This is a genomic window from Paracoccus marinaquae (assembly GCF_018860165.1).
Taxonomy (GTDB): domain Bacteria; phylum Pseudomonadota; class Alphaproteobacteria; order Rhodobacterales; family Rhodobacteraceae; genus Paracoccus; species Paracoccus marinaquae.
Map to the genome: position 1 here is coordinate 15,485 of NZ_JAHKNG010000044.1, position 12,152 is coordinate 27,636.

A 12,152-nucleotide genomic window follows, 5' to 3' on the forward strand; every position below is an offset into this window, starting at 1 on the left:
ATGGAGCTGCTTGCCGAAGTCCTGATCAAGAACGGGCTGCTGTTCGCCTTCCTGATTGTCGGCGCGGTCATGTGGGCCAGCTATTACGCCTCGCACCACCTGACCAGCGGCCGGTTCCACGGCTCGGCCGTGGCGATCATCGCCGGGCTGGTGCTGGCCTATGTCGGCGGGGTCTTCACCGGCGGCAGCAAGGGCATGGCGGATATTCCGCTGTTCGCCGGGCTGGGGGTGATGGGGGGCGCGATGCTGCGCGACTTTGCCATCGTCTCGACCGCCTATGGCGTGGATCTGAGCGAGATCCGCCGCTCGGGCCTGGTCGGCGTGCTGTCGCTGATCCTGGGGATCTTCCTGTCATTCATCGTGGGCGCGATCATCGCGCTGATGTTCGGCTATACCGATGCGGTCAGCATGACCACGCTGGGCGCCGGCGCCGCAACCTATATCGTCGGCCCGGTGACCGGCACCGCCCTTGGCGCCTCAAGCGAGGTCGTGGCGCTGTCGGTGGCGGCGGGTCTGGTGAAATCGGTGCTGGTGATGATCGGCACGCCCTTCATCGCGCCGCTGATCGGGTTGAACAATCCCAAGGCCGCCATGGCCTATGGCGGGCTGATGGGCACCACCAGCGGCGTCGCCGGCGGGCTGGCCGCCACCGACAAGCGACTGGTGCCCTATGGCGCGATGACGGCGACCTTCTATACCGGCCTCGGCTGCCTGCTGGGACCGTCGGTGATCTACTTCATGATCCGCGCCCTGATGGGCGGCTGATCGCGACCCCGAGGGTGCCACTGGAAGGGCGGCCGATGGTTGTTGCCATCGGCCGCCCTCAAACCGGATAGTCCTGAAATATCCGGGGTGCCGCCGCGCCGGTGGAAAAGCCCCGGATCAGCCATCCCGTTCCGCCGCCTGCGGCGCGCCGAGGCCGCGAAACACCCAGCGGCGGCCGTTGCTGCGGAAATCGGCGAATGCCAGCGGGGCCACGTCGATGCGCCAGAAGGAGGCCGGTCCCGCGCCGATGACGTGAACGATTGCGGCGCGGATGACCGAGGCGTGGGTGATCGCGAGACCGCGTCCCCTTTCGCGCGATCGGGCGTCGAGCCAGACACCCACGCGTTCGCACAGATCTGCAACGGCTTCGCCACCATGCGGCGCAGTTTCCGGGCGGCGCATCCAGGAGACGAGGCTGCGCGGCTCGTGACGCAGGACCTGACCGAAGCTCTGCCCGCTCCAGCGGCCAAAGTCGCAATCGCGCAGTGCATCGTCGATCACACCGCTCAGCCCCAACGCCGCCGCCGTCTGGGCCGCTGCGGGCGCCGGGCTGATCAGCAGCCTGTCAACCTTTCCCAGCCCCGAGGACAGGTGCCCGGCCGCCTGCCGCCCGGCCGCATCAATGTCGTCGCGAGCGCCGAAAACCGCCGACCTCAGCCCGCGCGTCGAGGCATGCGCGACAAGGGTCAGGCGACGGGCAGGCATCGGATGGCACGCGCGGATCAGGCCGTCAGGATGCCGCCTCTCGCCGCCGGGCGACCGGGAAACAGGCGTTCCGCGGCGATCCCGAACGCCAGCCCGATAACAGCCCAGATCACGAACATGATCCCCAGCGACGCGATGCGGAAATCCCAGAACACATCGGCGGGGAACGCCTCGGGCGTCTCGTTGACCGCCGGCATGGCGCCAAGGACCAGCCCCACCGCAACCAGATAGCAGATCACGGCGATCACCGACGCCCGCCACGCCCCGTGTTGCGGCAGAAGCTTCCGGCGCAGCATCAGGCTGCCGGCACTCGCCGCGATCGACAGGGCCAGCATCAGGAAATACAGCTGGGTCCGATAGGCCACCGTGTCGTCAAAGGTCGAAGCGGGCGGATTCGCCGGGTATTTCAGCCAGGGGACCAGCGAGACCGTGACAAAGCAGAGCGCCGCCAGCAGTGCCGAACTCTGCGGCACGCCAAGGTGGCCCAGCCGGCCATGGGCAAAGGCAAAGACGATCGCGAACATGCCGCCCAGCCCCATCGAGAGGATGACCGTGCCCGTCAGCAGGCCCGTCGTCGCCTGGGTGGTCCGGCTGACCGGGGCTTCCTCCTCGACAGCATGGGGATCGGGCACTTCCAGCGCCGCCATCTGCTCCTCGAAGAGGATCGCCTCGGACAGTGGCGGCTCGCCGAACAGATATGCGATACCGAAAGCGACGATACCCGCCAGAAGGCCGACCAGCAGCCCGCGCATCAGAAGTTTTCCAACCATGTCATGTTCCCGGTCAGCGGGATCGCCTGCGCCCGCTTGTAAGTTTCTAAGCCGAATTGCCGCGTTCAGTGGCAGGGAAAGCCCAGCAGGTGCCGCGCGTCATGCACATATTCATGAATCGCAGAACCGTCGAAGACGGCGGTGGCACCCTGCTCCAGTCCCGTGAAGTAAAAGGCAATCACGCCGATGACCGCGGCGAAGATCGCCCAGGGCATGATGTCACGGACAGGAAGGGGGGTCGGTTCGAATACGGGCGCGAGCGTCGCGTCAGCCATGGCAATCTCCCGGGAAGCCGTGTCCCATTGAAGTATGATCTTTGCAGTTGAAGGTCTGACTTCCGGGAGTGATCCCGGTCACAGTGGCACGACCGCACCGGATTTGCACCGGTTTCCCCAACTGAATTTCGTGCCTGTCACGCTAGATATCCCGTGGCGCATTGTCAATTCGCAACGGCCCGAAACCGAACGGGTTTGGGCTTCATGCAGCCGTGATGACGTGAGCCCCCCACGTTGCTAAGGACCGGACCCGCGCGACGATATCGCGCCGGCCGCACGGGCGCCGTCACGGCAGGACGGTGATCTGCGCCGCGGCCGAGCGGCCGCGGGCGTCGATGACCGCCAGATCGACGAAGCCCGCGCCCGGCGGCAGGTCGATCTCGGTGGCCGGGTCCGGGCTGGCGACCGCGACCGGCGCACCATTGGCGAGCCAGGTATAGGGCGGGGCGCCGTCGCGGACCTTCACGACCAGCCGGCCCGAAGGGGCCTCGATCCGGGCACCGTCGGGCGGGAAGGCCATCTGCGGCGCGTTGCCGCCCGTCCGGGCGTCGGCCACCGCCTGATCCGGCGCGCGGAAATGCCGCAGCGGCTGCGGCAGTTGCGCATTGCCCAGCATCAGCGTGGCCGGCGGCGGCGGGGGCAGCGGCGTTCCCGGCGCGCCGACCCGGGCGAACAGCTCGAACAGCACCGGCGCGGCCCGGTCACCGCCGAAGGCGCCGGGAACGGGCGTGCCATCGGCGCGGCCCATCCAGACCGCCCCGACATGACGGCCGTCAAAGCCCAGTGCCAGCGCATCGCGATAGCCATAGCTGGTGCCGGTCTTGTAGGCGATGCGGTCCGGGGGGGCACCCTCGGGCGGCGCGATCCCGGCCAGCATATGGCCGACCTGCCACGCCGCCACGGGCCCGAAAAGCCGCTGGCGGCGCCTGCCGCCCTGACCCGGCAGGGGCGACAGATCGACCCGCTGGCCCAGACTGGCCAGCCCGGCATAGGCCTGGGTCAGGTCGCCCAGACTGACGCCGGCGCCGCCCAGAACCACGGCCAGCCCCGGCTCGCCGCCCGGCAGCCTGATCCCGGCGCCCGCACGCTTCAGCAGTGCCATCAGCCGCGCCGGCCCGACCGCATCGGCCAGCCGCACCGCCGGGATGTTCAGCGAGGCCGTCAGCGCCTGCCGCAGGGTGACGGTGCCGCGGAACCGGCGGTCGAAATTCTGCGGCGCATAGCGGCCGAGGGCGACCGGGCGATCCTCGATCAGGGTCTCAGGATGGGCAAGGTTGTCGTCGAAGGCCAGCGCATAGACAAAGGGTTTCAGGGTCGAGCCGGGTGATCTGAGCGCCGCGGTCATGTCGATGAACCCGGCCTGCCGGTCATTGGTCCAGTCGGCGGCGCCGACATGGGCCAGAACCTCGCCCGTCCGGTGATCGGCGAAGATCAGGGCGGCGGTCACCGCCTCGGCCTGACCGCGGATGGCACGGCGGGCCAGCGCCTCGGCCGCGCGTTGCAGCGCCGGGTCGATGGTGGTGGCGATGCGCCGGGCGGCAGGGTCGGCGCGGTGCAGCGCGCCGGTCAGATGCGGCGCCAGCGCCGGAAAGGGCCGGCGCGCGAGTGGCAGGGCCTCGTCCCGCGCCGCATCGGCCTCGGCCCGCGACAGCACGCCGCGCGCGGCTGCCCGCGCCAGCACGCGGTTCCGCGCCGCCCAAGCGGCATCCGGGCTGCGGTCGGGGCGCCGCGCGGTGGGCGATTGCGGCAGGGCGACCATCAGCGCTGCCTGCGCGGGCGTCAGGCGGCGCGGCTCCTTGCCGAACCAGGACAGGGTGGCGGCGCGGATCCCCTCAAGATTGCCACCATAGGGCGCAATGCGCAGATAGAGGTCGAGGATCTGGGCCTTGCCGAGCCGGCGTTCCAGCGCCATGGCCACGCGCATCTGGCGCAGCTTGCCGCCGATCTCGCCGGTCGGGCCTTCCTCCAGCAAGCGCGCGACCTGCATGGTCAGGGTCGAGCCGCCCGAGACGAAACGCCCGGCCAGCAGCGACTGCCCGGCGGCCCGCAGCATGGCCAGCGGATCGACGCCCGCATGGCGATAGAAGCGCCGGTCCTCATAGGCCAGCAGCATCGCCACGAAGCCCGGATCGACCGGGCCGGGGTCCAGCCGCCAGCGGCCATCCGCGACCGGGAATGCGCGCAGCAGGCTGCCGTCGCGGGCCAGCACCTCGGCCCCGGTGGCGACGGCGAGGGGCGGCAGATCGGTCCGCTCGATCCAATCGTCCAGCGCGTCGCGCCCGGCGGCCGTCAGCCACAGGGCAAGGACCAGCAGGAACAGGCCGTGTCGCCGCATGACGCCCCTGCCCGCCTAACGCTCGCCGGTGACGGTAACGCGGCCGCTGTCGGTCCAGGCGCGGTATTCGGGCCGGTACATGTCGATCACGCTGGCCGCCGGGTGGTCAAAGCTGCCCGGTGTGATCGCCCGCACCCGATAGGCCAGCCGCAGCGTGTCGCCGCCGCTCCAGGTGATGGCGGTCAGAAAGCGGTCGGTCAGGAACTCGCTGCTGTCGACCTCGGATTCGACCTCCAGCCAGTCCAGCCCCTCGGTTTCGCCGGATTTCAGCAGATGCGGATTCTCGATCTCGAACCCGGCGGGCAGCGGGTCGTCCACCATCAGCCGGCCGCCACCGCCCTGCCCGTGCGGATCGACGGTCAGGACCACGACCAGCCGCTGGCCCTGCGCCACGCTGGCGGGATCGACCGGCTGCCCCTCGGGCGTGTAATAGGCGCGGCTGATCGAATAGCCCTTGCCACCCGCCGGTTCCGGCAGAAGGGGAACACCGCGCAGGGTCAGCGTCACCCGCGTCTCGCGGCCCGAGCCGTTCGACAGGACCGCGCCCGCACCATTCGCGGTCACGTCGCGGATCAGCGGCCCCTCGATCTGCTGGCCGTTCATCGAAATGCCCGGCAGGGCCAGATCGGGGGTCAGGGCGCCGGCAGCCATCAGCGACCAGACCGCCTCCTGCGGCGACAGCGGCTGGCCGGTCAGGCTGTCCTCCAGCGACTGGCCGATCCGGTCCAGATCGGCCGAGCCGGATCCGGCGGCGGCGGCCAGCGACAGGACCCCGGCACGGTCGCGCAGGCGGGTGCCGAAATCGGACCGCAGGGCGGTGTCATCGGGCCCCGGCGGATGCAGCATGCCGGCGGCGCGGGCAAACAGCGCATCGGCGCGCGGCTGGTCGCCGACCAGGGCCAGCGCCATCCCAAGCTGCGCCACCGCAAGGGGCGATGCGAAATCGCCCGCCTTGGCATCGGCGTAATAGCGCAGATCGCCCACGGCGGCAGCGTTTTCCCGGGCCAGCACCATCAGCGCATAGGCCAGCGCCTCGCCGCCGCCATTGCTGTTCGCGTCGAAATCGGCCGCGTAATTCACCTGATTGCGCAGATTGTCCAGCGCCGAGCCGAAGGCGGCGTCGGGCACCGCATGTCCCGCCGCCCGCGCCCGCGACAGGAAATCGGTGACATAGGCATCAAGCCAGGGATCGCCGCCCTCGGGCCGCCACAGGCCGAAGGCGCCGCTTGCATCCTGACGGGTCAGGATCTTCGCGATATGCTGATCGACCCGCCGGGCGGCGGTGTCCGCTTCGGGCAGACCCCCGGCCATGCTGCCGAAGGCCAGAAGCGGCATCGCCATCGAGGTCAGCTGCTCGGTGCAGCCATAGGGATATTGCTGCAGGTCGCGCATGATCGCAGCGGAATTGAACCGCGCCGCCGGGCCGATGGCCACCGTGGCCGAGCCGCTGCCGGGGCGCATCCCGGCCATGAGATCTCCCGGCAGGGTCAGGTCGTCGCCGGCCGCCAGCAGGAAGCGGCTTTCGCGGCTGATCTCGGGGCCGTTCGCACGGATCGGGATATGCACCATCTGTTCCAGCCGCCGCCCGTCCGGGGTCGTCACCGCAAGGGCGATCCGGGCCGGGCCGGCCGTGTCCGGCGCGGTAATGGGCAGGGTCAGGCGCGCGCTTCCCAGGTCGGTCAGCACCACGCCTGCCGGCGGCGGGGCGGTGAGGCTGATGCCTTCGGGCAGCGCCTCGATCCGCATCTCGCCGGCGGGGCCGGCGGCATGGGTCAGTTCCAGCAGGACCTGCGTCCGGTCGCCCGGCGCCATGAAGCGCGGGGCCGAGGCGGCCAGAACCACCGGATCGCGCACCATGACATCGCGCGTGGCCTGCCCGACCGCGCGGCCCGACCAGACGACCGCCATCAGCCGCACGGTGCCGTTGAAGGCCGGCAGCGGAATTTCGGCGCTGGCGGTGCCATCGGCGGCAACCGTCAGCGGACCCGAGAACCACGCCATCAGCTCTTCGGTCGGCGGTGGCGCCTGCCGCGCGACGGCCGAGCCCGCATCCCCGCCCGAGCGGATCGCGCCCGGCGTGCCCGCCTGCCCGTCGATCAGCCGGCCATAGATGTCGCGGATGCCGACGCCCAGCCGGCGCTGGCCGAAGTAATGCGCCGCAGGGTCGGGAGGTTCAAAGCCGGTCAGGTTCAGGATCCCCAGATCGACGGCGGCCAGCGTGGCAAAGACCTGATCGCCGGGCTTCGCGCCCTCGACGCGCAGGGTGACCGGCAGGCTGCCGCGCGGATCGGCGGCCTCGGGCGCCTCGATCACGGCGCTCAGCGCCCGGTCGCCCGACTCGATCGCCGCATGGGCCAGCCCAAGCGCGCGCACCGGCGCGTGGCCCGCGTCCTGACCCACCGGCCGGATGGCGCTGGCCATGACATAGGCGCCGCTGCCCCAGGCATCGGTCACGCGCAGCTCGACGCTGTTCTGGCCCTCAGTCACTTCGACCAGTTTCAGATCGACCACCCGATTGGTCAGCACCGAGACCAGCGCGACCCCCGCACGCGGTGCCTCGATCCGGGCGATGGCGGTATCGCCCGCGCGATAGCCGGGCCGGTCCAGCGAGACGGCCAGGCGATCCGGCGTCGGTGTGGCGCCGCCCGAGGCCGCATACCAGCCGACATCGAAGGCGAAGGATGCCGCGCCATTGCCGCCCTGCGCCCCGGCGGGGGTGGCGACGATCTCGTACCGGCCCCAGTCCAGCGCCGGCATCCGCATCTCGGCCTGACCATCGGCCAGCGCACCGGCCGTGCCGCGCGAAATTTCGATGCGCCGGGTGACCGGCTCATAGTCCCAACGGCCGTTCAGCGCATACCACTGATAATCGGTCTCGACCCGGTTCACGATCCAGTCGACTGCGCCACTGATCCGGGTTCCGTCCGGGGCCAGCATGATGACGGCAAAGCCCGCATCGCTGCCTTGGGCGATGGCCTCGCCCTCAAAGAGCGGCCGCAGGCCCGCGACCGGCACCCCGGGCAGGACGGTGCGTTCGATCCGACGCTCGACCGGGCGGCCCGAGCCTTCGCTGACCGACAGGATGAAATCGGCCGTCATCGGACGGGCCGCCTCTGCACCCGGATCGGGCAGGGCTGCGGTCAGGGACAGGCGGCCCTGATCGTCGGTCCGGCCGGTGCCGAAATAGTCGATCCGGGAATCAAAGCGCGCATCCTCGCGGCCGAAGACAAAGCCTTCCTGCCCGGCCAGGCTGCGCGCCGCCGTCAGCCGCGCCTCGCCGGTGACCTCCAGCCCGCCCGCCGGCGCGCCGAACAGATAGCGGACCTCGATCCCGATCGGCGGCGTGTCGGTCACCGCCAGCGGGCCTTCGACCATGGTCGGAACCATGTCGATGCGCTCGGGCAGAAAATCCTCGACCAGCAGTTTCTGCGAGGCCAGAGCGGGCGCCTTGGGATCGGCCAGCACGTCCAGCCGCCAGGTGCCGCGCGGCGCGGTTGTCGGGATGGCGAAGGCCGCGGTATGGCCGCCGGCGCCGGCCTCGGGCGCAAGCTGGCGCGCGAATTCAACCCCGTCGGGCCGCGACAGCACCGCCGTCAGCGGCAGGCCCGGCAGGGCGCGCTGATCGGCGCCATTGCGCGCCAGAATGGTCGCATGGACCGTCTCGCCCGCGCGATAGGCGCCGCGATCCGTGGTCAGAAACACATCCATCGGCGGCGCGGGGGGCAGCCCCTCGACGCCACGGTCGGACAGGTCGAACTCGGCGTCGTTCAGCGGCAGGAATGCCAGATCATCGCCATCCATCACCGTGATCGCCGCCGGCGCGGCATTGCCGGTACCGCGCGTCAGCCCGGCCTCGAAGACGGCGACACCATCGGCATCGGCGGTCGCCCGGCCAAGCAGGTCATTGCCGCGCGACAGCAGCTGAACCTCGACCCCCGGACGGGCGGCGGCGTCCGAAAGCCCGCGCACCACGACATGCAGCCCGCCCGCCCCCGACAGCGAGGTGATGCCGATATCCGAGACCACGAACCATTGCGTGGCCGGGGCAATCTCTTCGGGGTCGCTTTCGGGGATGCTGGCCTGAAGCGCATAGATGCCTGTGCCCAGCGGGCCCGTCACCTCCTGCACCGGCAGGCGCGTGGTCACGTCAAGGTTCCGCTCGACCCCGACATCGGCCTGTCCCTGCCAGACCACCTCGCCGATCTCGGCCGAGAAATATTCCTCGGACCAGTAATCCATCGGCCGGGCAAGATAGCCGTCGCGCAGCGTCCGCACGAGGTTCCGGTCCGAGACGCGGATCAGCTTCAGATCCAGTGCCGGGGTGTTGACGGTGATGACCGGCAGGCCGGCATCGGCCATGCGCGGCAGCACATAGCTGCGCCCCTCGAAGCGGACCTGCGGGCTGCGGTCGCGGATGTAATGGGCCATCTCGACATCGCGCAGCATGCCCTCGCCCGAGGCCGAGGGCAGCCCCTCGCGGAAGGTCAGTTCATAGCGTTGGCCGTGTTCCAGCCCGCCGATGCACAGCCTTTCGCCCGAAGCCTCGACCGTCAGATCGCCCGCTGGCAGCGCGACGAAGGGCGCGTAATCCACGGTCTCGTCCAGAAGATCCGAGAAGACCGCGCAGATCCGCGGATCGGCGGGATCGGCCTCGACCTGCTGATCGGTGATCCGAAAGCCGTATCTGCCCTCGGCATCGGCCAAGGTGGCAGCCAGAACGTCCGAGGGTGCGAGCTGCATCGCCAGACGCAGGGCCTCGATCGCGCGCCGTCCGTTTTCATGCATCAGATCGGCCTCGGCCATCAGTTGCAGGGCGGTGGCGGCCTGCCGGGCGTCGCCCGCGCGCAGATAGGCGTTCAGCGCCGCCGTCCGGGCCAGAGACGGATCGCTGCCAAAACGGTCGTTTCTGGCCAGCCACAGCCGCGCATATTCGGCCCAGTCGCCGCTGGCATCCAACAGGTTCGTGGCCGCGCCGATCATCCGCCTTGCACCGGCCAGATCGCCCGCGATCGCGGCCGCGCGCGCCATCCCGACCAGATCCGAGGCGCCAAGATCGCCGACCAGATGGTTTTCGGCCAGATCCGCGGCCATCCCGCGGGCCGCCGACAGGTCATCCGGCCGCAGGATGCCGCCGGCCTGATCGACCCAGGCGCGGGCCCGGTCCGCGGCCCCCGCCGGTGCCGCCAGCACCAGCCCGGAATAGGCACCCTGATAGGGCACGGCGGACTCTGCCGCCGATTTCGGGAAACAGGCGTTCGACCGGGCGTTGAAGGTGAAGGCGGTGCAGGCATCATTCGCCAGACAGGCCTCGATGCAGGCGTCGATCGAGACATCGAAGATCTGCGAGATGTCATTGCCCGGCAGATCGGCATTCTCGGTGATGATCACGCGCCGTTCGGGGATCAGCGGGCCTTGCTGGGCCGCGACAAACTGCGGCAGAAGCGGCGAAACAAGGGCAATCATCCAACCGGCGCGCATGGCCATCCTCCGCGAATCCAACAAGGCGACGGTGGCACGCTGGTCCCGAGTCGGGCAAGGCGTGTCAGGCGCGCGGGGTCCGCAGGAGGGTCATGGACATGGCCCTTAGATAAGTATAAACATATCTATCGGATATGGGGGTCAATGTCATGCTCAATGCGGGAACCAGAGCGTCGGAACACCTGCCGGTGGTCCTGACATGAGGCTGGTTCGCTGGGGCGAGGGCAAGGCGATGCCCTGGAAGAATGGCGGCGGCATCACGCATGAGGTGGCCGTGTCGCCCCCGGCTGCCGGGCTTGCCGATTTCGACTGGCGCATCAGCATGGCCGAGGTCGCCAGCGACGGCCCCTTTTCCCGCTTCGAGGGGGTCGACCGGACGCTGTGCCTGATGCGCGGCGCGGGCATGATCCTGACCCTGCCGGAAGAACGCCGCCAATTGACCGCCGGCGATCCCATGATCCGCTTTCCGGGCGAGGCCGAGGTCATGGCGCGGCTGAGCGATGGCCCGATCCTCGACCTGAACATCATGACGCGCCGCGCGCGGCTACGCCACCGGGTCCTGGCGCTGGATGTCACCGGCGAGATCCGCCCGGACCTGCCCGCGATACTGGCCGTCATCTGCCGGCGGGGAGAGGTGTCCGTGTCGGGCCGGACACTCGGCGCGCGCGATTGCGCGTTTCCGGGCGAGGCCGGACTGCAGATCGCCGGCGAAGGCGCCGTCTTCATCGTCCAGTGCCAGCCGGCACCATTCGTGGAGACATGACGTACAAGATTCGTGGAGACATGACGTACAAGCCACGTCCAGAACCGCGATGATCGCTGCGGCTGCCCACCGCGCTGCGCTGACGTTGCGTCCGATCACGTCGATCCTTATCCTGCGCGGTGGATGCAGTTTGCGCATTCGCCCGGTGTGATGTCATTGAGGGTAGCGCAGAGGCCCTCGGGACATCTGCCCGCGCCACCTGACGCGCGCCGAGCCATGTCGGACTAAAGATCTTCGCCGCCGCGCCATGCAGCCCCTCGGGCAGCGGCGATGCAAGATTGCCGGGCCGGGCGCTAGCGCGGGTCAGGATCAGGGTTTGGGTGTCGGTGAGTTTGGTCATCATTGGCTCCGTGCATCGCCACCGCAGACTGCGGTCGCCTTCTACGGAGCCGAGCCCCGCGCGGGGCGGGGCTCAGCGGTCGGTATCCGCAGTGGCGTCATGCCGCGTGTTCGACCTCGCCAAAGGCAAAGTCGCTGATCCGCTTCAGCAGGTTCGCATGATATTCGAGGCTGCCGAGATGGGCCCAATTCACCTGCTCTGGTTCGGTGCCGAAATGGTCCTCACTAAAGGCCTGCAACCGGGCCAGCATGGCGTCGATTTCCACTTTTTTCGCGATAAAGGCAGCGAGGGCGGCGTCATTGTTGCTGGCGGGCTCGTGGGTCATGTCGATGCTCCGGTTCAGTTCGTGGCGGCGGCAAGACCAGCGGCATAGGCCTCTTCCAGCTCGCTGCGGATCGCCCAGACTGCGACATCGTGGAAATCCAGCGCATCGCGGTTGCGGGTCTCCAGCGTTTCCAGCCCGTGAAAATGGCGCTGGGCGATTTCGGTCAACAGGGTGTCGGTGGCGGTCCGGTTCGGTTGGGTCAAGATCTGGCCTTCGGTGGTGAATTGCTTTCACCTCGCACGATCAGAGTCGCTCTGACCCACGATCATGTGAACCACTACCGGCTGACGCCGGTAGCATCCCGTTTTCCATGCAGTTCCAGATACTGAAGTATGATGTCGTCGGTGACATTGCCCGAGGTTGTCGAGAAATATCCGCGGGCCCAGAACCGCCTGC

General features: G+C 69.3%; 9 protein-coding genes, 1 pseudogene and 1 riboswitch. Of the genes and pseudogenes, 2 read left to right on the forward strand and 8 right to left on the reverse strand.

All coding sequences use genetic code 11. The annotated features are described in order from the left end of the window. A complete protein-coding gene (gene madM, locus KNW02_RS17385; RefSeq protein WP_216034502.1) occupies positions 1-765 on the forward strand; it encodes a malonate transporter subunit MadM in 765 nt (254 codons plus the stop codon). 117 nt (positions 766-882) lie between these two features. Here the strand turns inward: madM and KNW02_RS17390 are convergent, their stop codons facing one another. The 5 genes from KNW02_RS17390 to KNW02_RS17410 form a co-directional block, all read right to left on the reverse strand. Next, positions 883-1,470: a histidine phosphatase family protein gene (locus KNW02_RS17390; RefSeq protein WP_216034503.1), complete on the reverse strand. Its 588-nt coding sequence runs from the start codon at positions 1,468-1,470 to the stop codon at positions 883-885. A gap of 17 nt (positions 1,471-1,487) precedes the next feature. Continuing rightward, entirely contained in the window at positions 1,488-2,240 is a 753-nt protein-coding gene (locus KNW02_RS17395; RefSeq protein ID WP_216034504.1) for a CbtA family protein, read from the reverse strand. Positions 2,241-2,305: 65 nt separating this feature from the next. Beyond that, a complete protein-coding gene (locus KNW02_RS17400) occupies positions 2,306-2,515 on the reverse strand; it encodes a CbtB domain-containing protein (RefSeq protein ID WP_216034505.1) in 210 nt (69 codons plus the stop codon). A 44-nt stretch (positions 2,516-2,559) separates the two neighbouring features. Then, a riboswitch (adenosylcobalamin (AdoCbl) riboswitch) is annotated at positions 2,560-2,639 on the reverse strand. A gap of 162 nt (positions 2,640-2,801) precedes the next feature. After that, the gene (gene pbpC, locus KNW02_RS17405; RefSeq protein ID WP_216034506.1) at positions 2,802-4,850 is read right to left on the reverse strand and encodes a penicillin-binding protein 1C; all 2,049 of its coding nucleotides are present in this window, start codon (positions 4,848-4,850) and stop codon (positions 2,802-2,804) included. Positions 4,851-4,865: 15 nt separating this feature from the next. Continuing rightward, on the reverse strand, positions 4,866-10,328 hold the full coding sequence (locus KNW02_RS17410; protein WP_348524761.1) for an alpha-2-macroglobulin family protein: 5,463 nt from the start codon (positions 10,326-10,328) through the stop codon (positions 4,866-4,868). A 199-nt stretch (positions 10,329-10,527) separates the two neighbouring features. Here KNW02_RS17410 and KNW02_RS17415 point away from each other — a divergent pair, with 199 nt between their 5' ends. Further along, positions 10,528-11,091, forward strand: coding sequence for a HutD/Ves family protein (locus KNW02_RS17415; RefSeq protein WP_216034508.1), 564 nt, complete (start codon positions 10,528-10,530; stop codon positions 11,089-11,091). Between the two features lie 437 nt (positions 11,092-11,528). Here the strand turns inward: KNW02_RS17415 and KNW02_RS17420 are convergent, their stop codons facing one another. The 3 genes and pseudogenes from KNW02_RS17420 to KNW02_RS20950 all read right to left on the reverse strand — a co-directional run. Continuing rightward, positions 11,529-11,756 carry a hypothetical protein gene (locus KNW02_RS17420; RefSeq protein WP_216034509.1) on the reverse strand — a complete coding sequence of 76 codons (228 nt, stop codon included), beginning with the start codon at positions 11,754-11,756 and terminating at the stop codon, positions 11,529-11,531. A gap of 14 nt (positions 11,757-11,770) precedes the next feature. Further along, positions 11,771-11,959, reverse strand: coding sequence for a DUF6900 domain-containing protein (locus tag KNW02_RS17425; RefSeq protein WP_216034510.1), 189 nt, complete (start codon positions 11,957-11,959; stop codon positions 11,771-11,773). Positions 11,960-12,033: 74 nt separating this feature from the next. Then, positions 12,034-12,152 (reverse strand): annotated as a pseudogene (locus tag KNW02_RS20950) (IS200/IS605 family transposase); the annotation flags it as partial.

What these genes read in the sequence shown, in the direction of transcription:
- pbpC (WP_216034506.1), bottom strand. Translation starts at nt 4,850, where the DNA reads ATGCGGCGACACGGCCTGTTCCTGCTGGTCCTTGCCCTGTGGCTGACG.
- KNW02_RS17400 (WP_216034505.1), bottom strand. Translation starts at nt 2,515, where the DNA reads ATGGCTGACGCGACGCTCGCGCCCGTATTCGAACCGACCCCCCTTCCT.
- madM (WP_216034502.1), top strand. Translation starts at nt 1, where the DNA reads ATGGAGCTGCTTGCCGAAGTCCTGATCAAGAACGGGCTGCTGTTCGCC.
- KNW02_RS17410 (WP_348524761.1), bottom strand. Translation starts at nt 10,328, where the DNA reads ATGCGCGCCGGTTGGATGATTGCCCTTGTTTCGCCGCTTCTGCCGCAG.
- KNW02_RS17395 (WP_216034504.1), bottom strand. Translation starts at nt 2,240, where the DNA reads ATGGTTGGAAAACTTCTGATGCGCGGGCTGCTGGTCGGCCTTCTGGCG.
- KNW02_RS17415 (WP_216034508.1), top strand. Translation starts at nt 10,528, where the DNA reads ATGAGGCTGGTTCGCTGGGGCGAGGGCAAGGCGATGCCCTGGAAGAAT.
- KNW02_RS17390 (WP_216034503.1), bottom strand. Translation starts at nt 1,470, where the DNA reads ATGCCTGCCCGTCGCCTGACCCTTGTCGCGCATGCCTCGACGCGCGGG.
- KNW02_RS17420 (WP_216034509.1), bottom strand. Translation starts at nt 11,756, where the DNA reads ATGACCCACGAGCCCGCCAGCAACAATGACGCCGCCCTCGCTGCCTTT.